Raw genomic sequence first — 26,860 nt, 5'->3', positions numbered from 1 at the left:
ACGGAATCACCAGCCACATCAGCCACACTCACCGCGCCGTCTGCGGGGCTTCCCACCCCGCCGGACGTGCCACCGTTCCGCCTCACAGAACCCCTCCGCGACTCCGCCCCCGCGCCTGACGTGCCGTCACACGCCTTGGGATGCTGCCACGGCTGCCCGTAAATCGACAGAGAGCTGCGTCACACTGGGGGGGCGGAATCCGACCGTCCGCCGAGCTACCACCCCGACGGGTGAGGTTCACCCTCCGTTCACTCTGCCCCATCGACCGCTTCACCTGATCTGCCTAATTTCGGCCGTGGAGGGTGAGAGACACACCGTTCAGGTGAACCACCCGCCATTCCGCCCCGTCACTGGCGGAACAGCTCCACAAACCTCTCGCACGCCGCCCGAGCGGCGGCTCCCGGAAGGAACACCCGAAAGTGAAGCTTCAGCGCAAGAACCGGCTTCGCACAGTCGCCCTCGGCGCCATCGCCGTCTCCGGTGCCCTGGTCCTGACGGCGTGCGGTTCCGACGACAACGGCGGCGGCGCGTCGGGCGGCAGCGGTTCGACCAAGGCCGCCGGCAACATCAAGTGCGAGGGCAAGGGCCAGCTGCTGGCCTCCGGCTCGTCCGCGCAGAAGAACGCCATGGACCTGTGGGTGAAGAACTTCTCCCAGGCCTGCAAGGACATCCAGGTCAACTACAAGGCCACGGGCTCCGGCGCCGGCATCCAGGAGTTCCTCCAGGGCAAGACCGCCTTCGCCGGCTCCGACTCCGCGCTCAAGCCGGAGGAGGTCGCCAAGTCCAAGGACGTCGTCAAGGGCGGCCAGGGCATCAACCTGCCCATGCTCGGCGGCCCGATCGCCATCGGCTACCACGTGCCGGGCGTGGACAACCTGGTCCTGGACGCCGACACCCTCGCCAAGATCTTCGACTCGAAGATCGAGAAGTGGAACGACGAGGCGATCAAGAAGCTCAACCCGGACGCCAAGCTGCCGGACCTCAAGATCCAGGCCTTCCACCGCTCCGACGAGTCCGGCACCACGGACAACTTCACCAAGTACCTCAAGGCGGCGGCCGACAAGTCCTGGCCGTACGAGCCCGCCAAGGCCTGGAAGGCCAAGGGCGGCCAGTCCGCCGACGGCTCGGCCGGTGTCTCCTCGCAGGTCAAGCAGACTGCGGGAGCCATCTCCTACTTCGAGCTGTCCTACGCGACCGCCAACTCGATCAAGACGGTGAAGCTCAACACCGGCGCCTCCGCCCCGGTCGAGGCCACCTCCGACAACGCCTCCAAGGCCATCTCCGAGGCGAAGATCGTGGGCACCGGCAAGGACCTCGCCCTCAAGCTCAACTACACCACCAAGGCCGACGGCGCCTACCCGATCACCCTGGTGACGTACGAGATCGCCGGGGACAAGGGCAACAAGGCCGAGACGCTGCCGGCCACGAAGTCCTTCCTCACCTACATCGCGAGCGAGGACGGCCAGTCGGTCCTGAAGGAGCTCGGCTACGCGCCGCTGCCCGCCGAGATCGCCAAGAAGGTCCGCGAGACCGTCGCGACCCTCTCCTGACGCGGATGCGGCCGGCCCCGGCCCACACACCGGGGCCCGGCCGCACCGTCCGGTGCACCGCCGCGCCAGAAGCCCCGCCGCCGCCGTGAGGCGGCCCCCGGCAGGACTTCGCAGACCGGAGAAACCCATGGACATAACCCCAGCCACCGCAGCTCCGCCGCCCCTCGGCGCCGCCCCGGCCCCCGCCGGGCAGAAGGCCACCACCCGGCCCGGCGACCGGATCTTCCTCGCGCTCTCGCGCGGATCCGGCATCCTGCTCCTGGTGATCATGGCCGCCATCGCGGTCTTCCTCACCGTGCGGGCCACCAACGCCCTCTCCCACAACGAGGGCAACTTCTTCACGACCTTCGAGTGGAGCGCCAACTCCACCCCGCCGGTCTTCGGCATCGCCGTGCTGGCCTTCGGCACGGTCGTCAGCTCGCTGATCGCCATGCTCATCGCCGTGCCGGTCGCCATCGGCATCGCGCTGTTCATCTCCCACTACGCGCCGCGCAAGCTGTCGACGCCGCTGTCGTACGTCATCGACCTGCTCGCCGCCGTGCCGTCCATCGTCTACGGCCTGTGGGGCGCCCTCTTCCTGGTGCCGCACCTGGGCGGGCTCTACAGCTGGCTGAACGACTACTTCGGCTGGACCGGCATCTTCGAGTACCACGACGGCGCCGCCCGCTCGCTCTTCACCATCGGCATCCTGCTGGCGATCATGATCCTGCCGATCGTCACCAGCGTCAGCCGCGAGGTCTTCCTGCAGGCCCCGAAGATGCACGAGGAGGCCGCCCTCGCCCTCGGCGCCACCCGCTGGGAAGTCATCCGGATGTCGGTGCTCCCCTTCGGCCGTTCGGGTGTCATCAGCGCCTCGATGCTGGGCCTGGGCCGCGCCCTGGGCGAGACGATGGCCGTCGCCACGGTCCTCTCCCCCAGCTTCGAGATCGGCAAGAGCCTGCTGGACCCCGGAGGCGGAACGTTCGCCCAGAACATCGCGAGCAGCTTCAAGGAGTCCGGCGAGATAGGCAAGGACGCCCTGATCGCCTCCGGTCTCGTGCTGTTCGTCCTGACCCTCCTGGTCAACGGCGCCGCCCGGCTGATCATCGCGCGCCGCAAGGAGTACACGGCATGAGCGGAGTGACCATGAACGAGCAGCTGGTCGCCGACGGCGCCCCGCAGGCCGTCTCCGGCCTGTACCAGCCCCGCCTGCCCCGCTGGGCCCCCGCGGCCCTCGCCCTCGGCGCGGCCGTCGTGGCCATCGCGATCGGCCTCGGCGCCGGGCTCGGCAGCCGGGTCCAGTGGGGCCTGCTCGCCGGCGTCCTCTACGTCGCCGCGACGTTCGTCGTCGCCGCCCGCGTCGAGGGCCGCCGGCAGGCCAAGGACCGCCTCGCCACCAGCCTCGTCTGGGTCTGCTTCCTGATCGCCGTCGTCCCGCTGGTCTCCCTCATGTGGGAGACGATCGCGCGCGGCATCAAGGTGCTCGACGGAAACTTCCTCAGCCACTCCATGGCCGGCGTCCTGACCATCCAGCCCGGCGGCGGCGTCTACCACGCCATCATCGGCACCCTGGAGCAGGTAGGCATCGCCACCGTCATCGCGGCCCCCATCGGCCTGCTGACGGCGATCTACCTGGTGGAGTACGGGCGCGGCCGGCTGGCCAAGGCCGTGACCTTCTTCGTCGACGTCATGACGGGCATCCCGTCGATCGTCGCGGGTCTGTTCGTCCTCAGCTTCTGGATCCTGATGATGGACAACGGCTACTCCGGATTCGCCGGCTCCATGGCCCTGGCGATCCTGATGATGCCGGTCGTCGTCCGCTCCACCGAGGAGATGCTCAAGCTCGTCCCCAACGAGCTGCGCGAGGCCTCCCTGGCGCTGGGCGTGCCCAAGTGGCGCACGATCCTCAAGGTCGTCCTGCCCACCGCCATAGGCGGCATCGCCACCGGCGTGATGCTCGCGGTCGCCCGCATCGCCGGCGAGTCCGCCCCGATCGTCCTGCTGGTCTTCGGGTCGCAGCTGATCAACAACAACCCCTTCGAAGGCGCCCAGTCCTCCCTGCCGTACTACATCTACGAGCAGTGGGCGGCCGGCAACGAGGCCAGCTACGACCGCGCCTGGGCCGCGGCCCTGGTCCTCATCGCCTTCGTCATGATCCTCAACCTGGTGGCCCGCGGTATCGCCCGCTGGAAGGCGCCGCGCGGAGGACGTAGCTGAGCCGCAGCGGAGGCTGGGGGGCATGCCCGAGGAACGAGGGCATGGCACCCGGCCGCAGCGGAGGCGAAGCGAAGTCCGACCATCCACAGCAGACCGGTCGCCGACCGTCGTCCGCACGAAAGAAGTAGTGATCCCCATGGCCAAGCGAATCGACGTCAGCGGCCTGAACGCCTACTACGGCGCCCACAAGGCCATCGACGACATCTCGATGACCGTCGAACCCCGCTCCGTGACCGCCTTCATCGGCCCGTCCGGCTGCGGCAAGTCCACCTTCCTGCGCACCCTGAACCGCATGCACGAGGTCACCCCCGGCGGCCGCGTCGAGGGCAAGGTGATGCTGGACGACGAGAACCTCTACGGCCCCGGCGTCGACCCGGTCTCCGTACGCCGCACGGTCGGCATGGTCTTCCAGCGGCCGAACCCCTTCCCCACCATGTCGATCTTCGACAACGTGGCCGCCGGCGTCCGCCTCAACGGCGGCCGGGTCCGCAAGGACGAGCTGGACGGCATCGTGGAGAAGTCCCTCAAGGGCGCCAACCTCTGGAACGAGGTCAAGGACCGCCTGAACAAGCCGGGCGCCGGCCTCTCCGGCGGCCAGCAGCAGCGTCTGTGCATCGCGCGGGCCATCGCGGTCGAGCCGCAGGTCCTGCTGATGGACGAGCCCTGCTCGGCGCTCGACCCGATCTCCACGCTCGCCATCGAGGACCTGATAGGCGAGCTGAAGGAGCGGTTCACGATCGTCATCGTGACCCACAACATGCAGCAGGCGGCCCGCGTCTCGGACCGCACCGCCTTCTTCAACCTGGCCGGCGTCGGCCAGCCGGGCAAGCTGGTGGAGATCGACGACACGGAGCGCATCTTCTCCAACCCCTCGGTCCAGGCGACGGAGGACTACATCTCGGGCCGCTTCGGCTGAGCCCGCCCCCGGAACCGCCTCGCGGTGCTGCTTGGCGGTGCCACCGCAAGGCGAAGGGCCCGCCCCCTGTTCGTACCAGGGGGCGGGCCCATCCGTTCTGCAGCGCGTACGGCTAGCCGAACGCGAGGTTCACCAGCCAGAAGCTGAACGCGGCCACGATCGCCGCGGCCGGCATGGTGATGAACCAGCCCATCACGATGTTCTTCGCGACGCCCCAGCGCACCGCGCGCGTGCCCTTGGTGGAGCCCACGCCCATGATGGCGGAGGTGATCACGTGCGTGGTGGAGATCGGCGCGTGGAACATGAACGACGCCGTGTACATGACGGAGGCGGCCGTCGTCTCGGCGGCGAAGCCCTGCGGCGGGTCCAGCTCGATGATGCGGCGGCCGAGCGTCCGCATGATCCGCCAGCCGCCCGCGTACGTACCGAGCGAGAGCGTGATCGCACAGGCGAGCTTCACCCACAGCGGGATCGCCTCGTCCATGCCCTGCACATCGCCGATGACCAGGGCCATCACCACGATGCCCATGGTCTTCTGCGCGTCCTGCAGACCGTGACCGAGCGCCATGCCGGCGGCCGAGACGGTCTGCGCGATGCGGAAGCCGCGCTTGGCCTTGTGCGGGTTGGACCGCCGGAACATCCACATGATCGCGACCATCACCAGATAGCCGAGGATCAGGCCGACGAACGGCGAGAGGAACATCGGGATGACGACCTTCTCGACGACGCCCGACCAGATGACGGTCGTACCGCCCGCGAGCGCCGCGCCCACCATGCCACCGAAGAGGGCGTGCGAGGAGGACGAGGGAAGGCCGAAGTACCAGGTGACCATGTTCCAGACGATCGCGCCGACCAGCGCGGCGAAGAGGATGCCCATCCCCTTGTCGCCCACCGGCGTCTCGATCAGGCCCTTGCTGACGGTCTTGGCGACTCCGCTGCCGAGGAACGCACCGGCGAGGTTCATCACCGCCGCCATCGCGAGGGCCGCGCGCGGGGTCAGCGCCCGCGTGGAGACCGAGGTCGCGATGGCGTTCGCGGAGTCGTGAAAGCCGTTGGTATAGGTGAATCCGAGCGCGACCCCGATGGTCACGACAAGTGCGAAGGTGTCCACCGGAGGTCAGGACTCCTTGACGGCGATGGTCTCGACCGTGTTCGCCACGTGCTCGAACGCGTCGGCGGCCTCCTCGAGCACATCGACGATCTGCTTGAGCTTGAGCACCTCGATGGCGTCGTACTTGCCGTTGAAGAGGTGGGCGAGAAGCTTGCGGTGAATCTGGTCGGCCTGGTTCTCGAGGCGGTTGACCTCGATCCAGTACTCCGTGAGGTTGGTCATCGTCCGCAGGTTCGGCATCGCCTCGGCGGTCAGCTCGGCCGCCCGCGCGAGAACCTCGATCTGCTGCTCGACGCCCTTCGGCAACTCCTCGATCTGGTAGAGGACGACCAGGTCGACGGCCTCTTCCATGAAATCCATGATGTCGTCGAGCGAACCGGCGAGGGAGTAGATGTCCTCACGGTCGAACGGCGTGATGAAAGAGGAGTTCAGCTGGTGGAAGATCGCGTGCGTCGCGTCGTCCCCGGCGTGCTCCGCTGCCCGCATGCGCTCGGCGATCTCGGCCCGGGCGGAGCTATCCGCTCCGAGCAGTTCCATCAGGAGCTTGGAGCCCGTGACGATGTTGTCCGCGGAGGCGGCGAACATGTCGTAGAAGCTCGTCTCCCTGGGGGTCAGACGAAAGCGCACGTGGGATCCTCGGGGTGCAGCGGATTCGGTCTCGTTGATGCTAGGCGCATCACCCAGCCACAGCTAACTGGCATTCCCTCAGTGTCGCCCATCGGGCAGAGTGCTCATGAAGGCGGTACGAGCCTCCGGCGAAGATTTTGGGTACGATATACCCACCCGGGGTATGCGAAACGGTTATCGCCGCCCAGCGGACCCCGGCGCACCCGGCACCGCCCGTACGCTCGTCATCCCGCTGACGACCGGCCCCGGGCGGCACGGGCAAGCACCCCGCAGGACAACGGAGGACGCCATGACGGCCACGGATGCCACAGTGACCAGCACCACTGAGCCCCCCGCGGCCTCCTGCCACGGCGAGGCGTCCACGCCCGGTGACCACCCCGGGCCGCACGGTTACAGCAAGCAGAAGGACCAGCACCTCAAGCGACTGCGCCGGATCGAGGGCCAGATCCGCGGCCTCCAGCGCATGGTCGACGAGGACGTCTACTGCATCGACATACTCACCCAGGTCTCGGCGAGCACGAAGGCCCTCCAGTCCTTCGCCCTCCAGCTCCTCCAGGAACACCTGCGCCACTGCGTGGCCGACGCGGCCCTCAAGGGCGGCGCGGAGATCGACGCAAAGGTGGAGGAGGCCAGCGCCGCGATCGCGCGGCTGCTGCGGACGTAGGGTTCAGCCGTCCGCGTCCCCTTCCGGCCCGGACGGCCGGCGCCGGACGACCCGCAACACCTCATCGATCCGGTCGAAGCTGAGGCGTTCCTCCACCGCGCTGGACGCGGCGATCATCAGCTCGCCGTAGAGATCGATCTCGATGAGGGCCACGGGATCCGGCCCGCCGGACGAACCGCGTCGCGAAACCACGTGATTCACCTCCTCGGGGCTCCTCGGGACCGCTTTCCAGCGTAGTGATCGGTACACACGCCGCGCATGGCACAGAAGGACCATTTCCATGGCCAACTACGCCGTGCCGCGCTATTTCTGCGGCGAAGCGACCGTGCCCGCATAGATTTCGGCGGGTGCGGGCAGGGAGATGTCCGGCCGGAATCCGAACGAGGAAAGTTCGACCGTGGAGACCACGGTCATCGGTGACGGCGGGGCCGAAACGGTGGCCGACGCCGTCGCCGGCGCGGCCGCCACGGCGGAGGCGGCAGCCGAGGAAGCCGACGCCGCGGAGGCCACGGCGCGATGGCCGACGCCCGCGTCCGCCCGCCCGGCACGGTCCCGGTCCGCCACCCCGAAGCGGTAGCGCAGCAGCCGCGGTCTGCCCTGACGGTCGAGATAGGCGTCGAACGCGAGGGTCCCACTGGAGAACCCTTTCGCCGCCGCCTCCAGCGCCGCCCGGTCCCGTTCGGGCGCGGCCCGCGCGGCCCGGGACAGGTCGACCGTGCCCCAGTAGTGATCGACCCGCTCCCCGCCGAGCCGCTCCTCGCCCGCGTACGCCGCCTCGCGCGCGCCGCCCAGCAGCTCGGCCGCCGCGAGGGGGTCCGTGGCACCACTGGTGAGGAGGTCGCCGTCGGCGAGGGTGCCCGTGTCGAGGCGCACCCACTTGCCGGCGGGCACGCCCGCGCCGCGGTTCTTCATGTACAGCGCGCCCGGCGCGAACACCTCGGTGATCGGCCGGTGCCCCACGCTGCCCGCGCCGCCCTCGGGCAGCATCACCGTCAGCCGCCCGACGGGCCGCGCGAAGTCGTAGGCGCCCCGGCCGTGAATGGTCAGCCGCGTGCCGCCGCTGACGGTCTCCATGGACGTACGGACCTTCGCGCCGCCCGCCCGGGCCAGCGCCGCGGACGCGTGCCGCACGGCGGCGAGCGCCCGCACGGGATCCGCGGCCGCGGGAACGGCGGCCTCGCGGGCCTGCCGCACCAGACTGCTGCCGCCCGCGCCGGAGGCCGCGCTCTCCCCGGCCGTCTCCTTCTCGGCGCAGCCGGACACCACGAGCAGACCGAAGGCGAGGCCACCCGCCACCGCACCGGCGACGACCGCGCTACCGCGCCTGTGCCTGGGCACAGCCATGTCCGTAAGCCCCCTGCCGCACGCTAGTGGAACCCGTTCCTTCAACGACCGCCCCGGGGTGGCCGTCACGGCCCGGTAGCGTGGACCCGTGTCCGATCCATCCACCGCGCCGCACCGCGCGGACCACACCACCAGCACCAGTGAGCGCGGTTCCTTCTGCACGGCCCGCTGCAGCTGCGGCTGGTACGGCCCCGCCCGCCGGGCACGCTCCCTGGCCCGCGCCGACGCCGACGCCCATCTGACCGACGCGTCGGCCACCGGCTAGACCGTCCCGCCCCACCCGCCGCCCCAGGCCGGAACCACCCGCCCCGCCAAGCCATCTGTTTGATCAACGGGGACTCGGCAAGGCGCACCAGGCGCACACACGCAAGGGCACCAAGGGGCAGGGATCGGCATGGCCATCGGCAGGCGGACACTTCTGGCAACGGGCACCGGACTGGCGGCGGCGGCCGCCGTGGGTGCCACGGTGACGACGGGCACGGCGGCGGCCGCCAGAAAAGCCGCCAAGAGCGACTGGACCGCCCTCGGCAAGGGCCTCGCCGGCGGCCTCGTACGCCCCGGCGACGCCGACTACACCGCGGCCCGCCGGCTCTACAACACCCGCTTCGACGGGCTGCGCCCCGCCGCGATCGCCTACGTCGCCGGCACGGCGGACATCTCCGCGGCCCTGGCCTTCGCCCGCCGCTTCTCCATACCCGTCTCCATACGCAACGGCGGTCACAGCTACGCCGGCTGGTCCAGCGGCAACGACCGGCTCGTCCTCGACGTCTCGCGGCTCAGGAGCGTGAGGACGCCGACCGCGTCGACGGCCGTCATAGGCGCCGGCGCCAAGCTCGTCGACGTCTACACGTCCCTGGCCGCGCACGGCGTCACCATCCCGGCCGGCTCCTGCCCCACCGTCGGCGTCTCCGGGCTCACCCTGGGCGGCGGCCACGGCATCCTCTCCCGCGCCTACGGCCTCACCTGCGACAGCCTCACCGGCGCCACCCTCGTCACCGCCGACGGCAAGACCGTCGACTGCGACGCCACCCACGAGCCCGACCTCTTCTGGGCCCTGCGCGGCGCCGGCAACGGCAACTTCGGCGTCGTCACCGAACTCCGCTTCCGCACCCGCGCCGCGGGCGAGGGCGTCACCGGCTACGTCTCCTTCCCCTGGTCCAAGGCCGCCGCCGTCATCAAGGCCTGGCAGGAGTGGGGGCCGAGCCGGCCGGACGAGATCTGGTCGGCCTGCGACCTGTCGGCCGCGGCGGGCGGCTCCCCCCGCATCTCCGTCGCCGCGTTCACCATCGGCTCCTACGGAGACCTGGAGAACGCCTTCGACGAGCTGACCGGCAAGGTGGCCAAGGCGAGCGGCGGCAGCGCCGGCATCGGCACCGTCCGGCTGCGGCGCCACTCCTACCTCGACACCGTCCGCGCCTACGCCGGCTGCGGCGACAAGACCACCGAGCAGTGCCACCTCCCGGGCGGCACGCCCGGCCGCGAGTCCGCCGGCAAGCTGGAGCGCGAGACGTACGCGGCGCGCTCGGACTTCTTCGACCGCTCGCTGGACGCGGCGGGCGTACGGGCGCTGCTCGAGCAGGTGGAACGCTTCGCGCGCGGGGTCAAGGGCGGCGGCGCCTCGGTGCAGCTGACGGCCCTGGGCGGCGCGGTCAACCGCGTACAGCCGCTGGCCACGGCCTTCGTGCACCGGCGCTCGCGGATGCTGGCGCAGTACCTGACGTCGTGGGCGGCGGGCGGCGCGGGCACGGCGCAGACGGCCTGGCTGGACGGCGCGCACACGGCGATGCGCCGGTACGCCTCGGGCGCCGCGTACCAGAACTACACGGACCCGGGCCTGAAGGACTGGCGCAAGGCCTACTACGGGGACGCGGCGGACCGCCTGACGAAGCTGAAGCGGCGCTACGACCCCCAGCGCGTCTTCGACTTCCCGCAGGCGCTCTGAGGGTCGCGGTAGGGGCTGGACAGGCGGCCGTCAGGCCGCCAGGTCGCGGTCGTGGTGGCGCGGGCGGCCGGGACCGGTGAGGGCGGCGCCGCCGTCGGCGTCTTCCCCGGACCCGGCGGCGGGCACCACGGCCACGGGCGCGCCGGCCGACCGGACGAGCCGGCCCGCCCGCGTACCGGCGATCCTCCGCGTCAGCGGCGTCAGCAGCATCATCGCGAGCGGGGCGAGAAGAAGGGTGACGGCGGTGCCGAGGGCGAAGCCGCCGATGACGTCCGTGGGGTAGTGCACGCCCAGGTAGACCCGGGAGAAGCCCTCGAGCAGGGCCAGGCCGATGCCGATGAGCCCGTACTTCCGGTGGGCCACGAACAGGCCCACGCCCAGGGCCATGGCCAGCGTCGAGTGGTCGCTGACGAAGGAGAAGTCGGTCTTCCCCTTGACCAGGACCTCGAGCCCCTGGTGGTCGAGGAAGGGCCGGGGGCGGCGGACGAAGCCGCGGATGGGGATGTTGACCAGGAGCGCGAGACCGGCCGCGACCGGCGCCCACAGCAGCGCCGCCGTCCCGGCGGGCGCGTCGTCGCTCCGGCGGACGCTCCACCACGCGCAGAGCATCAGGACGGCGAGGCCGACGATGATTCCGTACTCGCCGATGAACTCCATCGCGCGGTCCACCCAGTGCGGTGCGGACTTCGCCAGACCGTTGATCTCGTAGAGCAGGCTGTCGTCGGGGTTCGAACCGCCCCCGGCCACCGGCATGGAGTCTCCCGTCACGAGTCCAGCCATTGCCCCGGCCCCTATCTGTCGCCTGTCGCCACGTCCAGCTACCGACCCCCGTGGTCCGTGCGCCGCAGCCTGCGGCGCTGCTCCCCACTTCATTAGGAACGCCCTACTCCAGTAGAGCGTTCCACCCTCCACCCGATGATCACCAGGACGTTATCGAAGGGTGACCCATCGTCCCAGCCCATGCCCTTCCGGTCAGGCCGACTTGGGCTTGGGGAGCGCTTTTGCGCCATCCTGCGTCACTCGTGTCGCACCGATGTAATCCGGTGAATCAATCTTGTCGAACCTGATCACAGCTCCGGTGTACGGAGCGTTGATCATGTACCCTCCGCCCACATACAGGCCCACATGGTGGATGCTGCGCGGATCCTTCAAGTCATGCGCGAAGAAGACCAGATCGCCCGGGAGCAGCTCGTCCCGCTTGGGATGCGGGCCGGCGTTCCACTGGTCGTTGGCCACGCGCGGCAGTTCGATGCCCACGGTCTCGTACGCCGCCTTCGTCAGGCCCGAGCAGTCGAAGCGCCCGTTGTCCTCCTTGGTGCCGTCACCGCCCCAGAGATAGGGCGTGCCCAGCTTCTCCTGGGCGAAGTAGATCGCCCCGGCCGCCGCCTGCGAGGGCGCGACCCGACCGACCGGCCGCGCGAAGCTCTTCTCCAGGCTGCGGATCGACTTCACATAGCCCTGCGTCTCGTTGTACGGCGGAATGCCGCCCGCCCTGATGACGGCGTACGAACCGGCGTTGTACGAAGCGAGCATGTTGTCCGTGATGTCCCCGGGTACGTTCTTGACGTACTTGGCGAGGTCGCAGTCATAGGTGGCGGCGGACGGGATCGCGTCCTGCGGATCCCAGATGTCCCGCTTCCCGTCGCCGTTGCCGTCGACCGCGTGCCCGGCCCACGTCTCCGGGATGAACTGCGCTATCCCCCGGGCGTCGGCGGGACTGACGGCCTTGGGGTTCCAGTTGCTCTCGGTGTAGAGCTGCGCGGCGAGGATCGCCGGATTGAGCGCGGGGCAGAGGTTGCCCCACTGGGCGACCAGCGCCTGGTACTGATCCGGCACCGCCCCCCTTGGCCAGCCCGACCGTCCCCGGCCCCGCCACCGCTCACGGTGTTCCCCGCGGCCACGTACACACCGACCACGAGCAGCCCGACGAAACTCAGGCACAAGCCGACACCGGCACCCACGCCCACCCAGAGCTTCCGCACCCCGCAATCCTCCCCCAAGGGCCCACCACGTATCCGGACTTCCGTACGGTCCGTCAGCCTCCGCCGACCCCCGACGGTTCAGCGTGCATCACCCTACGAGCGGGAACCAGACGGCCTCGCCCGGCGCCGGGCCCCCACACGGTGCCGCGGCGCTAGGGTGAGCGCCGGCGTTCATCCGAACATCCCATCTCAGGAGGGGGCGGCTCGTGCCCGAGATTCCGGCTGATCTCACATGGATCCCGGCCACCGACGACGAGAAGATGACCGAGTATCTGGAGGTCGCCTTCGGGAACGACGGCAACGTCTACATCCGGGAGAACATCAACCCCGAGAAGGTCGTCGTGACGACCGACGCCAAGTGGGACGCGTTCGTCCTCGGCGTCCAGGCGGGCGAGTTCGACCACTTCGTCGAGGGCATCGACGACTGACCCCCGCGCCCGGCCCAGGCTCTCCGTCAGTCGTCGACCAGGTCCGCCTTGTCCCGATCGCGCGGCTTCCTGAGCTTGCTCGCCGAGGAGGAGGGCCGGGGCGAGGGCGACGAGGACGGGTGCGCGGAGCCCTCCGCCGGCCCTGCCGACTTCTTCGGCTTCGCCGACTTCCCGGACTTCGGTGAGCGCGCGGGGTTCGCGGCCTGCGAGGGCACGGCGTCGACGTCGGCACCCGGCGGCTGCGTGTCCACGCCCTGGCTCGCCTCGGCGGCCGGGACGGCCGGGGGCGTGGAACCGCCCTTGCCGCCCCCGCCGCTTCCGGACTCGAACATGGAGACCCCGATCAGAGCCGCCACCACGAAGGCGACCCCACCGGCGACCACACCGAGCAGCGTCTTCCGCTTCCGCGCGGGCGGCGCCACCGCGGCATAGGTGGTCGTGCTCTCCCGCTGCGGCCCGGACCGGCCGGGCGGCGGGCCCGGCGCGAACGGCGGCGGACCGCCCGGGATCGGCGGAACGGCGGCCGACACGGCCGTCGGGGCCATGCCGGCGGGTCCCATACCGGGGGATCCCGCGCCGGGAGACCTCATGCCGCCCTGCGGGCCCCTGGCGGGCGAGCCCATGGCATGCGGGCCCGTGGCGTGGGGAGCCGTGGCATGCGGGCCCGTGGCGTTCGGCAGCGGCTGCGCGCGGTCCTCCCAGGCACCGTCGGCGAAGAAGTCCGCGACCTCCTGGGCCGAGGGCCGCTCCTCCGGCTGCTTGGCCAGCATGCGCAGCAGGAAGACCTCGAACGCGTACGGGATCTCGCCCCGCTGCAGCCGCGGCGGCTCGGGCGCGCTGTCCACGTGCATGTAGAGCAGCGTCGTCGGGCTCTCGGACCAGAACGGCGGCCGGCCGAGCAGCAGCTGGTACAGCACGCACCCCAGGGCGTACACGTCCGACTCCGGGCCGGCCGTTCGCCCCAGCGCCCGCTCGGGGGCGAGGTAGGTGCTCGTACCGACGATCTGCCCGGCCCGGGTCAGCTGGGCCGAGGTCTCGTCGACGAACCGCGCGATGCCGAAGTCGCCGATCTTCAGGGCGCCGCTGGCGGCGTCCACCATCAGGTTTCCGGGCTTCACGTCGCGGTGGACCACCCCCTGCGCGTGCGCGGCCGCCAGGCCGGACGCCGTCTGGCAGGCGATGTCGGCGACGCGGCGCACGGCGAGCGTCCCCTGGGCCCCGAGCTCGCCCTGCAGGCTCGGCCCCTGGACCAGCTCCATGACGAGGTAGAAGCGGCCGTCCCACTCGCCGAAGTCGTACACGGCGACGACCTGAGGGTGATTCAGGCGGGCGGCCGTCTGGGCCTCCATCCGGAAGCGCATCGCGGAGGACTCGTCGGAGTCGTCCCCCAGAAGCAGCTTGACCGCGACCTGACGCCCCAGCACCTCGTCGTGCCCCTGCCAGACTTCGCCCATTCCCCCACGGCCGAGCGGCTCCCCCAACCGGTAACGACCGGCAACCAGCACGCGTACCACCCTTGATCTCGAACCGTGCGCGGCTCCATGCGCAGATCAGGAAGAGTACCCACCGAACACACTGTCGTTTGAACATCTCCGCGCCCCCCTGCATCGCCGACGATTGCTCGGCGTCCATACGCGTGATACACAGAGTCACCCTAGGACCCCCCACTGACAACGGGGCTTCACCGCAGGTCAGGACGGCACCACCGCGCACTCGTACGGGTTCCGGCAAAAAATGCCGCCAAATCGACATGCGGAGCGGCATCGTCGGCGAAGATAGGTCCTGACCTTTGCCGTGCGGCAAGGGGGATGCAACTACCCATAAGGGGCGGTGAGTTAGAAATGTTTTTGGCTGCCGGCAACAAGGGCGACATCAACACCATCATTGGCGGAATCGCCCCGAAATGGGGTCCGTTCGGCGAACTCGGGCGCGAAGCGCGCGTGATGATCGAGGTCATCATGGCAGCGGCGATCCTGCTCTGCCTGGCCATCGCCATCTGGGGGGCGGCAAAGCAGCGGATCGGCGCCACGGCGCTCCGGGACACGTTCAGCGCCGAGCAGGGCAAGGGCCTGATCGTGGCGGGCCTGACGGGGGTGTTCATCATCGGCTCGCTCGGCACGCTGTTCACGATCGTCTACGGCATGGCGGTCTGAGCCCCCTTACGCGCCCCCTCCTCCGCCCGTTCGCTTCCATCCGCTTCCATCCGGTCCCGCCGCGCATCACTCCCGCGCAGACCCTCTCGTCCCCGAGTCCCCCGCACCGAGGCTGCCACCTGATGCCCCCTCACACCCCTTCGCCCACCCCCGGATTCCCTTCCCACCGCTACCGTCATATACGGGCGGCAAGCCGGCCACGACGTATGAGGGAGCAGGCGGAGCATGAGTCTCGGCGACGACGGCTACGGCAGCGGCCACAACGACTACGGCGACGACCGCCACCACGGCACGCGCACGCGCCTCCCGGAGGGCGAGGTCGACCCCTACGCCCCCACCCGCCGCGGAAGCGGCCGCTCCGGCAGAGCGGGCCGCCCTTCCGGCCGGAACGTGATCACTGTCGTGGGCGTCGTGGTCCTGCTCATCGCCGCCATCGCCTTCGCCAACCGAGGCGACGGCTCCGGCTCCTCGTCCGACGACGACGGCTCCCCCGCACCCCCACCGGCACCCGCGCCACGGCCCCCACCGGCACCAAGCCGGTCGACGGCAAGACCGGCGGGATCGCCACAGGGTTCGCCCATTCGGAGCAGGGGGCGCAGAGCGCCGCGGCGAATTTCGCGGTGGCGTTGGGGGGTGACGGGATGTTCAAGACGGACAGCCGTCACGCGATCGTGGACGCGATCTACACCCCGAACGCTGCCAACAAACTCAAGGGTCCGCAGGACCAGGCGTACTCGGCGGACTTCCTGAAGAGACTCGGTCTCGACGCGGCAGGCAATCCACCCAAGGACAAGACCTTCATCTCACGCACCATCCCGGTGGGGACCAAGGTGGAGGCATTCAACGCTGACAGCGCCAAGGTCGCGGTCTGGTACACCGGCTTGATCGGCATGGCGGGGACTGGTTCGACCGACCCGGTACGTACGGACTGGAAGACCTGGACCTTCGAGCTGAAGTGGGTCGGCTCCGACTGGAAGATCGAAAATGATTCCCAGACGGACGGCCCAGCACCTGTCGCAGGCGACATCCCCGCTTCCGGTTCCGATGACATCACCAAGGCAGTCAAGGAGTACGGAGGCTTCACTTATGCCCGGTAGGCCGCGCCGACGTGCCCTTACCCTCGCCGGTGCCCTGGCGGGCGTACAGACGACCGTCGTTCTCCTCGCCACGCGCGTTGCTGCCGCCCCTACCCCGACACCGGGCGGCACGCCGACGCCAGGCGGTAGCGCTACCCCGACGCCCGGTGCGACCGGATCACCTACGCCATCGGCAAGTCCCAGCAACAACCCCTGCGACTTGCTCATCGGCCCGGCCAAGAAGTACTGCGACGGCAGCAAAGCAGGATCCGGCGCTGGAAGCGGTGGCACCACCCCCGCCGACCCCCCCAACGCCCTCGACCCCCTGGCCTCACTGGCAAAAGGCTGTGCCGAAGCCGGATCCTGGATCGTCAACAAGCTCTCCGACGCCGTCCAGAACACCAGCAATGTCGACTTCACCAACGCGCCCTTCCTCCGCCAGTACGCCGTGGTGTTCGCGGCCTCGACGTTCCTGACGCTCATCCTGTGGCTGCTGGCGGTCGCCAAGCGGGCCGTGCGCGGGGTGCCGTTCTCGGAGGCGGTCACCGAGGCGGTCGGTTTTCTGTGGTTGACGGTGCTGGCGTCGGCGTTCACGCCGTTGATCCTGTACACGGTCGTCTCGGCGACCGATGCCGTCACCGAGGTGATCGCCGCCGGTTCGGGGACGAACAACGACGCGTTCTTCGGCGGGTTCGCGGCCGCCCTCAAGAAGGGCGACGGCATCGGCGGCGGGCCGATCATGCTGATCGTGGTGTCGCTGGTCTCGGTGCTGGCCGCGGGCGTGCTGTGGCTGGAGCTGGTGATCCGTGCGGCGCTGCTGTACGTCGGGGCGATCCTCGGTACGGCGGTCTACGCGGGGCTGGTCGACAAGAACATGTGGGGGCATGTCCGCCGCTGGGCGGGCATCATGATCGCCGTCATCCTCGTCAAGCCGATCATCGTGATCGTGCTGGGCCTGGCGGGGGCGCTGTCCAGCGGGAAGGGCCCGACCGCCTTCTCGGCGGTCGTGTCCGGCCTCGCGATCATCATCCTCGCCATCTTCTCCAGTGCGATGATCTACCGCTTCGTGCCCGGCTTCGGCGACGAGATCGTCAGCAGTCGCAACGCAAGCAACGACGCGGCCTCCCGCCGCGCGGCCGCGGTGATCTCCTCGCCGGCGGCCCTGGTCAAGCAGGGCATCACCACCCACAGCGCCCGCGGCAACGGCGGCGGAGGGGGCCAGGCGGCCCGTCCGGCCAGTGCCATGTCCGGCGGTGTGGCCGCTCACAGCGCCCGCCCCGCGGCCCCGAGCGGCGGCGGCAACGGAAGCGCTCCCTCCTCCGCACCGGTCCCGGCGCCCCGCGCACAGAACAACGGCAAGAGCAATACATCCGGAGGTGAGCGGAGTTGACGATCCCGGCCCAGTCCCAGCCGATCGCGGCCCGCCGTACGTATCTGATCGGACGCGCGCGCCCCAACGCGGTCGTGGGCAAGAACCGGGAGACCGGCGAGATCGCGCTGATCATCGCCGGGGCGTTCCTGGGCATGATGTGCGGCCTCCTGGTGCCCCTGCTGCCGCTGCGGATCGTCACCCTCACCGGCTTTCCCGCGCTCTCGCTCGCCGCCGTCTATGTGCCGTACAAGAACCGCACCTTCTACAAGTGGTTCGAGATCAATCGCTCGTACAAGCGCAGCCTCCGCCGCGGCACCACGTACCGCTCCTCCGCGATCGAGGCCGGCACCCGCCTGGACGGGCGGGAGATCGAGGTCGGCCCGCCGCCGGGCATCGGGCGGATCAACTGGCTCTCCGCGCCCTTCGGGCCGGACGAGATCGCCGTGCTGCTGCACGCGGACCGCCGCACCGTGACCGCCGCGATCGAGATCGAGGGACCGGGCGTCGGGCTGCGCGACTCGGAGGACCAGGAGGCGCTGGTCGAACGGTTCGGCACGCTGCTCAAGCACGTCGCCAACGGCGACGGCTACGTCACCCGCATCCAGATGCTGGCCCGTACGCTGCCCGCCGACCCGGACGCGCACGCCAAGGACGTCGAGCGGCGCGGTGACGACAACGCCCCGGACTGGCTGAAGGAGTCGTACGACCAACTGCAGTCGATGGTCTCGACGTCGTCCGAGCAGCACCGCGCGTACCTCGTGGCGTGCATGCACTACAGCCGCGAGCTGGCCGCCGAAGCGCAGGCCATCGCCCGGGCCTCCCGGCACGAGGGCGGCGGCAGGCAGCGGCTGGACCGCGACGCGGGCCTGGCCGTGGTCATGGCGCGCGAGCTGACGGACATCTGCGCCCGGCTCGCCGAGGCCGACATCCGGGTGCGGCAGCCGCTCGGCCAGGGGCGGCTGGCGTCGCTCGTGCACTCGATGTACGACCCGGACCACCCGATCGACCACATCCAGGCGATGACCAAGCGCAACGCCTGGCCGGCCGAGCTGGACGCCATGGAGCCCACCTACCTCCAGGCGAAGACCCGGGAGTCGTCCACGCGCGCGCCCTGGTGCCATGCGACGGCGTGGGTGAAGGAGTGGCCGATGACGCCCGTGGGCGTCAACTTCCTCGCCCCGCTCCTGGTGCACACCCCGGACGTGATCCGTACGGTCGCGGTCTGCATGGACCTGGAGCCGACCGACGTGGCCATCGAGCGGATGCTGACGGAGAAGACGAACGACGACGCGGACGCCTCGCGCGCCGCCAAGATGAACCGGGTCGTCGACCCCCGCGACGTCGCCCACCACTCCCGCGTCGACCAGCGCGGCGAGGACCTCGCCAGCGGCGCGGCGGGCGTCAACCTGGTCGGGTACATCACCGTCTCGTCGCGCTCGCCGGAGGCGCTGGCGCGCGACAAGCGGACCATAAGAGCTTCGGCGGGCAAGAGCTACCTCAAGCTCGAGTGGTGCGACCGCGAGCACCACCGGGCGTTCGTCAACACGCTGCCGTTCGCGACCGGCATCCGACGATAGGGGCAATGCCGTGCTCGATCCCCTGGCCACCCTCACCGACGCCTTCACCAGTTTCCTCTTCGGGAAGGTGGAGACGACCCGGCTGCCCGTACGGACCTCCACCGGTCAGGCGCAGGCCGTCTACCTCCCCACCGCGGCCCCCGGTCTCGGCGACTCGGGCGTGGTCATCGGGCGCGAGGTGTACTCCGGCAAGGGCTACATCTACGACCCCTTCCAGCTCTACGGCCAGCAGCTGCCCGCCCCGCACTGGCTCGTCCTCGGCGAGTCCGGCAACGGCAAGTCGGCGCTGGAGAAGACGTACGTCCTGCGCCAGCTGCGCTTCCGTGACCGGCAGGTCGTCGTGCTGGACGCCCAGGGCGAGGACGGCGTCGGCGAGTGGAACCTCATCGCGCAGCAGCTGGGCATAACCCCCATCCGGCTGGACCCGACGGCCGCGCTCAACGGCGGCATCCGGCTCAACCCCCTCGACCCGGCGATCACCACGACCGGCCAGCTCGCCCTCCTCCGTACGATCATCGAGGTCGCGACGGGACGAGGACTGGACGAGCGGGCCGGTTTCGCGCTCAAGGTCGCGCACGCGACCGTGCTCAATGAGTTCGGCTCCGCCGAGGGCAACGAGACCATCGTGGGCCGTCAGCCGGTGCTGACGGACATCGTCGAGCAGCTGCGGCATCCGGAGGCGGAGTCGGCGGAGTCGATGAACGTCGACATAGACGATGTACGGGCCTGGGGCCTGGACGTCGCGCTGGTGCTGGACCGGCTGGTGGACGGTGACCTGCGGGGCATGTTCGACGGGCCGACGACGGCCGGCATCGACCTCGACGCACCGCTGATCGTCTTCGACCTCTCGCACATCGACCGCAACTCCATCGCCATGCCCATCCTGATGGCGATCGTGGGCGTCTGGCTGGAACACACCTGGATCCGGCCCGACCGGAAGAAGCGCATCTTCCTGGTCGAGGAGGCCTGGCACATCATCAACTCGCCGTTCGTCGCACAGCTCTTCCAGCGGCTGCTGAAGTTCGGCCGGCGGCTGGGCCTGTCGTTCGTGGCGGTGGTCCACCACCTGTCGGACGTGGTCGACGGGGCGGCGGCCAAAGAAGCCGCGGCGATCCTGAAGATGGCCTCGACGCGGACCATCTACGCCCAGAAGGCCGACGAGGCGCGGGCCACGGGCCAGGTGCTGGGGCTGCCGCGCTGGGCGGTGGAGATCATTCCGACGCTCACCCCCGGCATCGCGGTCTGGGACGTCAACGGCAACGTCCAGGTCGTCAAGCACCTGATCACCGACGCCGAACGGCCGCTGGTCTACACCGACCGGGCCATGACCGAGGACGGCGACGACCTGGCCCGCGAGCTCGCGGCGGAGGCGGCGGCCGCCGAACGGGCAGCGGCGGCGATGGAGGTGTACGGGCCGGGCGATCCGGCGGGCGCGGCCGAGCCCTCCGAGTCGACGGTGGCGTGACATGACGCCCGTACGGGACCGGGACGACCGGAACCGCGGCTCGGAGCGCGGCATTCCGGACGGCCTGCTGGTCAGCGTCATCGCCTTCCTGCTGGGCATGACGCTGCTGGTCTGGACGGCCACCGGCATCGCCGCCTTCTTCGCCAACGGCGCGTGGCCCAAGGGCGTGACCTTCGTCGGTACCGCGCAGGCGCTGCGGCACCTCATGACCCAGCCGCGCGACCTGCCGGCCGCGTGGCCGGAGGCGGACCCGGGGGCGCTGTCGGGGTACGGGCTGTTCTGGGGCGTCCTCATCAGCGAGGTGCTGGTGGCCGTGGTGCTGATGACGTTCGTGATCGGGACGGTGGCCCGGTGGCGCGCGGTGCGGGCGCGGAAGGGGCAGGGGGAAGAGGAGGTTCCCGCGCCCGTGGCGACGGTGGGGTCGGCGACGGTGGGGTCGGCGACCGTGGCGACGGTGGCTTCGGTGCCGGCGCAGGCAGCGCCGGTCGAGGCCCCTGTGGCGGAGCAAGCGGCTGCGGTGTCCGTCCCCGGACCACGCACACCCACTGCCACCGACGTCCCTTCCGCCCCTCGTCGCCTCGTCTACGCCACCGACCGGGCCGTTCTGAGCGCTCTCGCCACCCAGGCCGTCCTCGAGGCCGCCGGGCCCGTGCTCGTCGTCACCAGCGACCCCGCGCTGTGGGCCGCCACCAAGGCCGCCCGCGCCAAGCTCGGGCCTGTGCACGTGTTCGACCCGAGCCATCTCCTCGACACCCCCGACCGTCTCCGCTGGAACCCGGCCGCCGGCTGCGAGGCCCGCGACACGGCCGCCGCCCGGGCGACCGCGCTGCTCGCGCCCGTACGCCCCCTCAGCACCCTCGACTCGGCCACCGCCGACACGGCCGAGACCCTGCTGCGCTGCTGGCTGCACGCGGTGGCCGTCGACGGCCGCCCCTTCCGTCAGGTCCACCGCTGGGCGCAGGGGACGTCGGCCCATGAGCCCGTACGGATTCTCCGTACGAACCCCAAGGCGGTCGGCGGCACGGCGGGCGAGCTGGAGTCGGCGCTCACGGGACACCCCGAACGGCGTGACATGGCCTTGCAATTGGCCGCGAGCGCGCTCACCGCCCTCGCCTCCGTTCACATCCGCGACGCCTGTAACCCGAATCGAGCCAATTCGCCGGCACTGGAATCATTCGTCTCCGAAGGGGGAACGCTGTACGTGGTGGGTGAGGCGATTGAGGATCCCCGCACCCGCCCGGGTGCGATGCCGCTGCTCACCGCACTCGCCTCGAGCGTGGTCGAGCACGGCCGCCGCATGGCCGCACGGTCATCCTCCGGCCGGCTCGACCCACCACTGACCCTCGTCCTCGACGACGTGGCCGCCGTGGCCCCGCTCCCGGCCCTGCCCGACCTGCTGACGGCCGGTGAGGCGCAGGGCCTGCCCACGGTCGCGCTGATGCGCTCCGAGGAGCAGGCACGGGCGCGCTGGCCCCGGCACACGTTGTCAACTGGGTAGAGCTGCCTACAGCCCCCGCGCCCTCCGCTCCGCCACAGTGGGAAGCGAGGACGTCACAGCGAACGGGGGCACGTCGGATGTGCGGACAACACCCAGGGCCGGACGCAACACCTGTGCCGACGGGGGCGGGAGCCCCGGCGGCGGACCGGATGCTCGCTCTCACCCACGCCACACTGATCGCGGCACCCGGTTCCCGGCCGGCCGAGCCCGACCGGACCGTGCTCATCCGCGACGGCCGCGTCCTGGCCGTGGGCCGGACCGCCGACACGGCGGTGCCGGACGGGGCCCGGACGGTGGACCTCACGGGCAAGTACGTCATTCCGGGCCTGATCGATGCGCATACCCACAGCAGCGGCCTGACGGCGTTCGCCTCGCCGCTCTACCCCCTGACGGGGGTGACGACGGTCCGCGAGATGTGGGGCACGTCCGAGATCCGCGCCTGGCGCGACAGGGCCGAGCGGGGCGACGTGCTCGGCCCGCGCTGGGTCGTCGCCAGCACCTTCGTCGACGGCACGCCCAGCCTGTGGGCGGGTGACCTGGCCCCGGCGCCGGTCCTCGAGGTGGACACGGAGGCGGAGGCCCGCGACGCGGTGCGCCGGATCGCGGCGGACGGTTCGGCGGACTTCATCAAGGTCTACTCCCGCCTCACGCGCCGGACCTACCTCGCCCTCGCGGCCGAGGCCCGCCGCCAGGGCATCCCGTACGCCGGCCACTGCCCCGACGACGTCCCGGTCACCGAAGCCTCCAACGCGGGCCAGCACACCGTCGAGCACCTGAACCCGCTGCTGCTGTCCACGTCCGGCCACGAGGAGGAGATCCGGCGCGCCCTCGCCGCCGTCCGCATCGACCCCGCCGACCCGAGCTCGGCGAGCCGCTTCCGGAGCTACTTCCTCCGGCTCCTCCCCGTGGAGTCGGCGGCCGCACGCTCCTACGACCCCGTCCGCACCCGGCGCGTCTTCGACCACCTCGCGCGCAACGGCACGTATGTCACCCCCACCCTCGGGATGCACCACACCTTCGAACGCCAGGACGCGCTGCCGGACCGGAGGGAGGAATGGAAGTACCTCCCGGCCTGGTACACCAGCGCCTGGCGGCAGCAGCTCACGGAACTGACCGGCACCCGGACCCCGGAGGAGACCGCCCGCGTCCGCGAGCTCAGCGACCACCGGCAACGCCTGGTCGACGCCCTGCACACCCAGGGCGTCCCCCTGCTGGCCGGCACCGACACCGGCACGCCGTACATGGTGCCGGGCTTCTCCCTGCACGCCGAGCTCCGCCACCTGGTCGCCGCCGGCCTCAGCCCCGCCCACGCCCTGCGGGCCGCGACGGTGCAGGCCGCGGCCGCCCTCGGCCAGGGCTCGGTCCTGGGCGCCATCGCCCCCGGCCGCGCCGCCGACCTGGTGGTCCTGGGCGCGGACCCCCTGGCCGACATCGCCAACACGCGCCGCGTGGAGGCCGTGGTCACCCGCGGTCGGCTGATCGACAAGGACGAGCGGGAACGGCTGCTCGAGGCCGTGGCGAGGGCGGCGGCCGCCGCCTAACGCTCCTGGCCGCGCGTACGGTCCTCGCGGCGCTTGTCATCACGCTGCGGGGACACCTTGCCCTGCGTCTTCGCCTGCTGCGGGACGGAGTTCGCCTTCGTCCCGGCGACGCCGGCCGTCGGCCCGGCAGCCTCCCGGCCCCCGACCTTGCCGCGCAACGCCTCGATCCTGCTCTGGCCGGCGGTGCTGCGGACGTCCGCGGTCCGCTCCTGTGGGGCCTGCTGCTTCGTCTGCTGCCGGGACTGCTGCTCGCGCGTCTGCCAGCCCTCGTGGGTCCGGTGTGTGACCTTGCCGTCGTCGCCGCGCTGCCAGCTCTCCAGCCGCTCCGCCCCGCCCTTGGCGTGCGGGGTGTAGTAGCGGTCGACTTCCTGGACGGCCGGATGCTTGTCGATCAGCGCCTTGGCGTTGTCGGCGCAGATACTCAGATCGTTGTCCCCGCGGCCGCGGTACATGAAGTCGACGACTTCGCCGTTCACCCAGCGGCCGCCGAGCTCCTTCGAGACGTCCTGGCCCTGAGCGGCCTCCTCCTGGACCTTCTCGTACGGCCCCTGCCAGCGGCCCATGACCCGCTCGCGGGAGACGTCGGCGGTGGTCTCGACATCGACGACGTGGATGGTGTAGCCGGCCGCGGTCAGCCTTTCGGCGAGTGCGTCGGGCTTGGCCCGACCGGCGAGCGTGCCGTCGATGACAACGTTCTCACCGGCCGCTATCGCCCGTTCCCGCGCCTTGTCGGCGAGCATGGTGGACTCTTCGTGCACCAAGGGGGCCAGCTCGCGCGGGTAGAACCGCTCGTCGGGCTGCTCCATGCTCGCGGCCATCCGCTGGAAACTGCCGTCTTCCAGCGCCTCCTTGAGCAGCTCGTCCTTGAAGTCGTCCGGGTCGATGACGTGCCAGCCGTCAGGGCTCAAGCGCTCCTGCACCGCTGTCCGCGCCGACGTCTTGCCCGCACCCGGCGGGCCGGCGGTCATGATCGCGATCTTGTCCCGGCCCGGATTGGTGGTGGCGTTCTGCCAGTCGTCAAGGATGCGATCGTGCAGCGCACTTCGCTCCGGGGTGGGGATGGCGTCGTTTCCCAGCCTGATGAACCAGTCCGGGTTGTTGGTTGTGGCGCTCGCCGCCTTGGCGCTCAGCAGCCCGTCACGTTCGGCCTGCTTCAGCGCCTCGCGATGAGCGGCGACCTTCTCGGAATCCACGGTGTGTCTCTCCCCCCGCCCTCGTTACCGCTGTGCCGCGAGGTGACGCACGATCGTGTAGAACGCCTCGTCGTCGATGTACCGCTGATCCCGCGCGATCTGCACCTCGTCGAAGGTTCCCTCCTCGACCACCGCCAGGTCGTCGTGCATTCCCTCGACGATCGGGCCCCGCTCACGGTAGGGCCACGTGGACAGCGCCTGGATCATCTCGTCACGGCTGATCTCGCCCGCCGCGTAGCGGTCGATGACGTGCCGGGGGCTGCGGCCGAGCCGACCGGGAGGTACGGGCGCCAGCCGACGCGCCTCCTCCACGAGCTCGTCGACCGCCTGCGGGTTGAGGCCGAGAGCGGTGCGGTCCTCGCCGGCCTCCACCGCGGCAAGAACCGCGAGTGCCTTCCGCTCGTGGGCGAGGGCCGCGCGGGCGTTGTTGGCCGCGAGCACTCGTCGCTCGGCCTCGCGGGCCTCCTGAATCCGCTCACGATGAGTGGACATGTTTCCTCCGGTGATGCCTGTGGTCATGGGCCTCAGCGCGCCTGACCGCGGTCGCGATCCTGTCGGCGCTTGTCGTCGCGCTGCTGCGCGCCGCGCTGCGCTTGGGGCAGATTCTTGCTCTGCGCCTGCGTCTGCGTCTGCTGGGTGGAAGCCTTGCCGCCGACGACCGCCTTGGACTCCGTCTCCCGGCCGCCGACCTTGTCGCGCAGCTGCTCGATCTTCGACTGCCCGGCGACGCTCCGCGCTTCCTTCGACTTCTCGGTCGACTGTTCCCTTGTCTGCGAGTTGTCGTAGGTCCTGTGGTTGACCTTGCCGCCCGCGTCGCGCTGCCAGCTCTCCATGCGCTCGGGGGCGGCCTTGGAGTGCGGCGTGTAGTAGCGGTCCACTTCCTTGACCGCGTCGTGGTTCTGGATCAGCTTCTCGGCGTTGTCGGCGGATATCGCCCGGCCGCCGTTGCCGTCCGGGTACATGTACCCGACGACCTCGTTCGGCACCCAGCGGCCGCCGAGCTCCTTCGAGACGTCCTGGCCCTGTGCGGCCTTCTCCTGGACCTCCTCGTACGGGCCCTGCCAACGACCGTTGACGCGCTCCTGGGCGACGTCCTGGGACGTCTCGACGTCCACGACGTGAACCGAGTAACCGTTCTTGTCGAGCATGTCGACGAGCTGGTTGGACCACTGCTCGTTGGCCAGGGTGCCGTCGATGACGACGTTCTCGCCGGACTGGAGCGCCATCTCCATGGCCTTGTCCGAGATCATGCCGGACTCGTGGTGGACCAGCGCGGCCATCTCGCGCGGGAAGAACTGCTCGCCCGGCTGCCCCATGCCCTCCGGGACCATCCGGCTGAAGCTGCCGTCTTCCAGCGCCTGTTCGAGCAGCTTGTCCTTGAACGCGTCGGGGTCGACCTGTCGCCAGCCTTCGGAGCTCAGGCGCTCCTGCACGCCCGGCAGGACCGACGACTTGCCCGCCCCGGGCGGACCCGCCGTGACGATGGCGATCCTGTCCTTGCCGGGGTCGGGTACCTGGTTCTTCCAGTCGTTCAGGATCTTGTCGTGCACGGCCTGACGGCCGGCGGTGATGCGCGCCTCGCCGCCGACGCGGACGAACCACTCCGGGTTGTTGGTGGTGGCCGTCGGCGCGTTGAGGCCGATCCGCCCGTCGCGTGCGGCCTGCTCCAGGGCTTGGCGATGCGCGGCTGTCTTCTCGGGATCCACGATTTCCTGCCTGCCTCTGCCTTACTGGTTCCGCTGCGCGTAGCGCCGCAGGATCGTGTCGTACGCGTCGCCGTCGATGTACTTCTGGTAGAGCGCCGACTCCACCTCGTCGAAACTCCCCGACACCCGCGGCCGGAAGTCGTTGAGCAGGTTCTCGGCGATCGGCCCGGCCGGCGCGTAGGGCCAGGTCGACAGGGTTTCGATCATCTCGTCGCGGCTGATCTCGCCCGCCGCGTAGCGCATGACGACGTGCTGGGGGCTGCGGCCGGGGCGGCCGGGCAGGGCCGGCGCCAGTCGGCGGGCCTCCTCGACCAGCTCGGCGACGTTCGTGGCGTGCAGCCCGATGGCGCCGCCGATCGCGTCCAGGCTCTCGCCGGCGTCGGCGGCGGCCAGGGCCGCGAGGGCCTTGCGCTCGTGGGCGAGGGTCTCCCGGGCCTTGTTGGCCGCGTGGACGCGCCGCTCGGCCTCGTAGGCCTCGCGGGCCTGGTCAAGGTACGCGGACATGGTTCCTCCAATGTG

Annotated in this window: 24 protein-coding genes and 2 pseudogenes; 15 read left to right on the top strand and 11 right to left on the bottom strand. The window is 70.6% G+C overall.

The window, feature by feature from the left end; all coding sequences use genetic code 11:
• The first annotated feature begins 419 nt into the window (after positions 1–419).
• The 4 genes from pstS to pstB all read left to right on the top strand — a co-directional run bounded on the left by pstS (position 420) and on the right by pstB (position 4,662).
• Positions 420–1,550 (top strand): phosphate ABC transporter substrate-binding protein PstS, encoded by a 1,131-nt coding sequence (gene pstS, locus J1792_RS08105; RefSeq protein ID WP_086568545.1) that lies wholly within the window; start codon positions 420–422, stop codon positions 1,548–1,550.
• Positions 1,551–1,677: 127 nt separating this feature from the next.
• Positions 1,678–2,664 carry a phosphate ABC transporter permease subunit PstC gene (gene pstC / locus J1792_RS08100; protein ID WP_086568544.1) on the top strand — a complete coding sequence of 329 codons (987 nt, stop codon included), beginning with the start codon at positions 1,678–1,680 and terminating at the stop codon, positions 2,662–2,664.
• Positions 2,661–3,746, top strand: a complete 1,086-nt coding sequence (gene pstA / locus J1792_RS08095) for a phosphate ABC transporter permease PstA (RefSeq protein WP_242645479.1) — start codon at positions 2,661–2,663, stop codon at positions 3,744–3,746. The genes pstC and pstA overlap by 4 nt, the downstream gene beginning before the upstream one ends.
• Positions 3,747–3,882: 136 nt before the next feature.
• Positions 3,883–4,662, top strand: coding sequence for a phosphate ABC transporter ATP-binding protein PstB (gene pstB, locus J1792_RS08090; protein ID WP_086568564.1), 780 nt, complete (start codon positions 3,883–3,885; stop codon positions 4,660–4,662).
• A 112-nt stretch (positions 4,663–4,774) separates the two neighbouring features.
• Here pstB and J1792_RS08085 read toward each other — a convergent pair whose 3' ends face one another.
• Together J1792_RS08085 and J1792_RS08080 are read right to left on the bottom strand one after the other, a co-directional pair.
• Positions 4,775–5,773 carry an inorganic phosphate transporter gene (locus J1792_RS08085; RefSeq protein ID WP_086568542.1) on the bottom strand — a complete coding sequence of 333 codons (999 nt, stop codon included), beginning with the start codon at positions 5,771–5,773 and terminating at the stop codon, positions 4,775–4,777.
• 6 nt (positions 5,774–5,779) lie between these two features.
• Positions 5,780–6,400 carry a DUF47 domain-containing protein gene (locus J1792_RS08080; RefSeq protein WP_086568540.1) on the bottom strand — a complete coding sequence of 207 codons (621 nt, stop codon included), beginning with the start codon at positions 6,398–6,400 and terminating at the stop codon, positions 5,780–5,782.
• A 289-nt stretch (positions 6,401–6,689) separates the two neighbouring features.
• Between J1792_RS08080 and J1792_RS08075 the strand changes: the two genes are divergently transcribed.
• Entirely contained in the window at positions 6,690–7,064 is a 375-nt protein-coding gene (locus J1792_RS08075) for a metal-sensitive transcriptional regulator (protein WP_086568539.1), read from the top strand.
• Between the two features lie 3 nt (positions 7,065–7,067).
• Here the strand turns inward: J1792_RS08075 and J1792_RS08070 are convergent, their stop codons facing one another.
• Both J1792_RS08070 and J1792_RS08065 read right to left on the bottom strand, forming a co-directional pair.
• A complete protein-coding gene (locus J1792_RS08070) occupies positions 7,068–7,256 on the bottom strand; it encodes a hypothetical protein (RefSeq protein WP_086568537.1) in 189 nt (62 codons plus the stop codon).
• Positions 7,257–7,367: 111 nt separating this feature from the next.
• On the bottom strand, positions 7,368–8,408 hold the full coding sequence (locus tag J1792_RS08065) for an SCO4651 family lipoprotein (protein ID WP_207246898.1): 1,041 nt from the start codon (positions 8,406–8,408) through the stop codon (positions 7,368–7,370).
• Between the two features lie 88 nt (positions 8,409–8,496).
• Between J1792_RS08065 and J1792_RS08060 the strand changes: the two genes are divergently transcribed.
• A complete protein-coding gene (locus J1792_RS08060; protein ID WP_179198844.1) occupies positions 8,497–8,673 on the top strand; it encodes a hypothetical protein in 177 nt (58 codons plus the stop codon).
• A 129-nt stretch (positions 8,674–8,802) separates the two neighbouring features.
• Positions 8,803–10,350 (top strand): FAD-binding oxidoreductase, encoded by a 1,548-nt coding sequence (locus J1792_RS08055; protein ID WP_086568533.1) that lies wholly within the window; start codon positions 8,803–8,805, stop codon positions 10,348–10,350.
• Between the two features lie 30 nt (positions 10,351–10,380).
• Here J1792_RS08055 and J1792_RS08050 read toward each other — a convergent pair whose 3' ends face one another.
• Complete coding sequence (locus tag J1792_RS08050) at positions 10,381–11,130, bottom strand: phosphatase PAP2 family protein (protein ID WP_242645478.1); 750 nt, start codon at positions 11,128–11,130, stop codon at positions 10,381–10,383.
• Positions 11,131–11,322: 192 nt separating this feature from the next.
• A pseudogene (locus J1792_RS08045) lies at positions 11,323–12,332 on the bottom strand (C40 family peptidase).
• Between the two features lie 206 nt (positions 12,333–12,538).
• On the opposite strand from J1792_RS08045, the gene J1792_RS08040 reads away from it, so the two are divergent.
• Positions 12,539–12,760 carry a DUF397 domain-containing protein gene (locus J1792_RS08040; protein WP_086568528.1) on the top strand — a complete coding sequence of 74 codons (222 nt, stop codon included), beginning with the start codon at positions 12,539–12,541 and terminating at the stop codon, positions 12,758–12,760.
• Positions 12,761–12,786: 26 nt separating this feature from the next.
• Here J1792_RS08040 and J1792_RS08035 read toward each other — a convergent pair whose 3' ends face one another.
• Positions 12,787–14,265 (bottom strand): serine/threonine-protein kinase, encoded by a 1,479-nt coding sequence (locus J1792_RS08035; protein WP_207246897.1) that lies wholly within the window; start codon positions 14,263–14,265, stop codon positions 12,787–12,789.
• Between the two features lie 336 nt (positions 14,266–14,601).
• Between J1792_RS08035 and J1792_RS08030 the strand changes: the two genes are divergently transcribed.
• The 7 genes and pseudogenes from J1792_RS08030 to J1792_RS08000 all read left to right on the top strand — a co-directional run bounded on the left by J1792_RS08030 (position 14,602) and on the right by J1792_RS08000 (position 23,442).
• Positions 14,602–14,913, top strand: a complete 312-nt coding sequence (locus tag J1792_RS08030; protein WP_086568524.1) for a DUF8827 family protein — start codon at positions 14,602–14,604, stop codon at positions 14,911–14,913.
• 225 nt (positions 14,914–15,138) lie between these two features.
• Positions 15,139–16,010, top strand: a pseudogene (locus J1792_RS08025) (DUF8175 domain-containg protein).
• Complete coding sequence (locus tag J1792_RS08020) at positions 16,000–17,379, top strand: hypothetical protein (protein WP_207246896.1); 1,380 nt, start codon at positions 16,000–16,002, stop codon at positions 17,377–17,379. Before J1792_RS08025 ends, J1792_RS08020 begins: the two are co-directional and overlap by 11 nt.
• A 2-nt stretch (positions 17,380–17,381) precedes the next feature.
• The gene (locus tag J1792_RS08015; protein ID WP_086567085.1) at positions 17,382–18,938 is read left to right on the top strand and encodes an SCO6880 family protein; all 1,557 of its coding nucleotides are present in this window, start codon (positions 17,382–17,384) and stop codon (positions 18,936–18,938) included.
• A 10-nt stretch (positions 18,939–18,948) separates the two neighbouring features.
• Positions 18,949–20,403, top strand: coding sequence for an ATP-binding protein (locus J1792_RS08010; RefSeq protein ID WP_086567057.1), 1,455 nt, complete (start codon positions 18,949–18,951; stop codon positions 20,401–20,403).
• A 1-nt stretch (position 20,404) separates the two neighbouring features.
• The gene (locus J1792_RS08005; protein WP_086567058.1) at positions 20,405–21,901 is read left to right on the top strand and encodes a P-loop NTPase family protein; all 1,497 of its coding nucleotides are present in this window, start codon (positions 20,405–20,407) and stop codon (positions 21,899–21,901) included.
• Between the two features lie 149 nt (positions 21,902–22,050).
• On the top strand, positions 22,051–23,442 hold the full coding sequence (locus J1792_RS08000) for an amidohydrolase family protein (RefSeq protein ID WP_179198776.1): 1,392 nt from the start codon (positions 22,051–22,053) through the stop codon (positions 23,440–23,442).
• On the opposite strand, the gene J1792_RS07995 is transcribed toward J1792_RS08000, so the two are convergent.
• The 4 genes from J1792_RS07995 to J1792_RS07980 are packed head-to-tail and all read right to left on the bottom strand — an operon-like array spanning position 23,439 to position 26,845.
• On the bottom strand, positions 23,439–24,635 hold the full coding sequence (locus tag J1792_RS07995) for a zeta toxin family protein (protein WP_207246895.1): 1,197 nt from the start codon (positions 24,633–24,635) through the stop codon (positions 23,439–23,441). The genes J1792_RS08000 and J1792_RS07995 overlap by 4 nt on opposite strands.
• 24 nt (positions 24,636–24,659) lie before the next feature.
• Entirely contained in the window at positions 24,660–25,127 is a 468-nt protein-coding gene (locus J1792_RS07990; RefSeq protein ID WP_143587577.1) for a hypothetical protein, read from the bottom strand.
• Positions 25,128–25,159: 32 nt separating this feature from the next.
• Positions 25,160–26,341: a zeta toxin family protein gene (locus tag J1792_RS07985; protein WP_207246894.1), complete on the bottom strand. Its 1,182-nt coding sequence runs from the start codon at positions 26,339–26,341 to the stop codon at positions 25,160–25,162.
• A gap of 21 nt (positions 26,342–26,362) precedes the next feature.
• On the bottom strand, positions 26,363–26,845 hold the full coding sequence (locus tag J1792_RS07980) for a hypothetical protein (protein ID WP_207246893.1): 483 nt from the start codon (positions 26,843–26,845) through the stop codon (positions 26,363–26,365).
• Between the last annotated feature and the right edge of the window lie 15 nt (positions 26,846–26,860).

This window comes from Streptomyces triculaminicus (assembly GCF_017349075.1).
GTDB lineage: Bacteria > Actinomycetota > Actinomycetes > Streptomycetales > Streptomycetaceae > Streptomyces > Streptomyces triculaminicus.
The sequence above is the reverse complement of the archived record's forward strand: the minus strand, read 5'-3'. Positions and strand labels throughout refer to the sequence as shown.

Bases quoted from the DNA above. Each gene is read 5' to 3' on its own strand.
- J1792_RS08050 (WP_242645478.1), bottom strand. From the start codon at position 11,130: ATGGCTGGACTCGTGACGGGAGACTCCATGCCGGTGGCCGGGGGCGGT.
- J1792_RS08020 (WP_207246896.1), top strand. From the start codon at position 16,000: ATGCCCGGTAGGCCGCGCCGACGTGCCCTTACCCTCGCCGGTGCCCTG.
- J1792_RS07990 (WP_143587577.1), bottom strand. From the start codon at position 25,127: ATGTCCACTCATCGTGAGCGGATTCAGGAGGCCCGCGAGGCCGAGCGA.
- pstB (WP_086568564.1), top strand. From the start codon at position 3,883: ATGGCCAAGCGAATCGACGTCAGCGGCCTGAACGCCTACTACGGCGCC.
- pstA (WP_242645479.1), top strand. From the start codon at position 2,661: ATGAGCGGAGTGACCATGAACGAGCAGCTGGTCGCCGACGGCGCCCCG.
- J1792_RS08065 (WP_207246898.1), bottom strand. From the start codon at position 8,408: ATGGCTGTGCCCAGGCACAGGCGCGGTAGCGCGGTCGTCGCCGGTGCG.
- J1792_RS08030 (WP_086568524.1), top strand. From the start codon at position 14,602: ATGTTTTTGGCTGCCGGCAACAAGGGCGACATCAACACCATCATTGGC.
- J1792_RS08055 (WP_086568533.1), top strand. From the start codon at position 8,803: ATGGCCATCGGCAGGCGGACACTTCTGGCAACGGGCACCGGACTGGCG.
- J1792_RS07980 (WP_207246893.1), bottom strand. From the start codon at position 26,845: ATGTCCGCGTACCTTGACCAGGCCCGCGAGGCCTACGAGGCCGAGCGG.
- J1792_RS08005 (WP_086567058.1), top strand. From the start codon at position 20,405: ATGACGCCCGTACGGGACCGGGACGACCGGAACCGCGGCTCGGAGCGC.
- J1792_RS08000 (WP_179198776.1), top strand. From the start codon at position 22,051: ATGCTCGCTCTCACCCACGCCACACTGATCGCGGCACCCGGTTCCCGG.
- pstC (WP_086568544.1), top strand. From the start codon at position 1,678: ATGGACATAACCCCAGCCACCGCAGCTCCGCCGCCCCTCGGCGCCGCC.
- J1792_RS08075 (WP_086568539.1), top strand. From the start codon at position 6,690: ATGACGGCCACGGATGCCACAGTGACCAGCACCACTGAGCCCCCCGCG.